This window comes from Micromonospora sp. NPDC049799 (genome assembly GCF_040656655.1).
GTDB lineage: Bacteria > Actinomycetota > Actinomycetes > Mycobacteriales > Micromonosporaceae > Micromonospora.
Map to the genome: position 1 here is coordinate 1 of NZ_JBFAMU010000835.1, position 1,377 is coordinate 1,377.

The window sequence follows — 1,377 nt, forward strand, 5'->3', positions numbered from 1 at the left end:
GCCGTCACCAGCAGCCGGGCCGGTCGGCGCGGCGGACGCTCGGGCTCCAGCGCCCGGCGCAGGTCCGCCACGAAGGTGCGGATCGCCGCCACCGCGCCGTCCGACGGCGTCTCCCAGAGATCGTCGACGAGCCGGTCCACGGGCACGACCCGCCCCCGGGCGACCACCAGGCGGGCCAGCACGGCGCGGTGACGCGGGCCGCCCAGCGGTACCGGACCCCGGTCACCGACCGCCTCCACCGGACCCAGCACACCGAAGGTCACCGCCGGTGCCCCCGCCCGCCAGGTCATGGCACCACTCTAGGCAGCGCGCCGGCGCTCATCCGGCGCTGATCCGTTGCTCATCGCCCCCGGGCAGGCTCGACCTCGAACACCCACGACGAGCAGGAAGGTTCCCCGTGAACCCCACGATCAACGGATTCGACCACCACCGGATCACCGTCGCCGACGGCGTCACGCTGAACGCGGCCGTCGCCGGCTCGGGCAGCCCCGTGGTGCTGCTGCACGGCTTCCCGCAGACCCACCTCATGTGGCGGCACGTCGCCGCCGACCTCGCCGCCGACCACACGGTGATCTGTCCGGACCTGCGCGGCTACGGCGACAGCGACAAGCCCGTCGACGTCGACGGCACCGCGTACGCGAAGCGGACCATGGCCGCCGACGTGGTGGCGCTCGCCCGCGCCCTGGGTCACGAGCGCTTCGCCCTCGCCGGCCACGACCGGGGTGCCCTGGTCGCCATCCGCGCGGGCCTGGACCACCCCGGCACGGTCACCCACCTCGCCTCGCTCGACGTCCTGCCCACCCTCGACATGTGGGACGTCCTGCACGGCACCTCGGCGGCCGTCGCCTTCCACCTCTACCTGATGGCCCAACCGGCCGGCCTGCCCGAGCAGCTCATCGCCGCCAGCCCGGACGCCTTCTTCGGCTACTTCCTCGACCTCTGGACCCGGGACCCGGACGCCATCCCCGCCGACGTGCGGGCGGCGTACCTGGCGGCGTCCCGGAACGCGGTCCCGTCCATCGTCGCGGACTACCGCGCGTCCGCCGGGATCGACGTGGAGCACGACCGCGCCGACCGGGCCGCCGGTAACCAGTTGCGCATGCCGGTGACCGTCCTGCAGCAAAACTGGGGAGCCGCCCTCGGCTTCGACGCCGCCGCCCTCTGGCGGGCCTGGGCGCCGGACCTGCGGCACACCACCGTCTCCTGCGGTCACTTCATGGCCGAGGAGGCGCCCGCCGAGGTCGTCAAGGCGCTGCGTGACCTCCTGACCCGATGAGCGGTCGGGGGGCTCCGGCCCCGGGGGCGCCCCGCGCCCCACGGTGGGGGGCGGGGCCGGGAGCGCCTGTTACCGGCGTAGCGCGCGCGGTCGGCCCCCCC

2 protein-coding genes are annotated in these 1,377 nt (G+C 75.2%); one reads left to right on the top strand and one right to left on the bottom strand.

Features of this window, described 5'->3' with window-relative positions; translation table 11 throughout:
- Positions 1-290 (bottom strand): winged helix-turn-helix domain-containing protein (locus tag AB0I76_RS29915; protein ID WP_357042480.1); only part of this gene is annotated, 290 nt, incomplete at its 3' end.
- Positions 291-397: 107 nt separating this feature from the next.
- Between AB0I76_RS29915 and AB0I76_RS29920 the strand changes: the two genes are divergently transcribed.
- Positions 398-1,276, top strand: coding sequence for an alpha/beta hydrolase (locus AB0I76_RS29920; protein WP_357042484.1), 879 nt, complete (start codon positions 398-400; stop codon positions 1,274-1,276).
- The last annotated feature ends 101 nt before the right edge of the window (positions 1,277-1,377 follow it).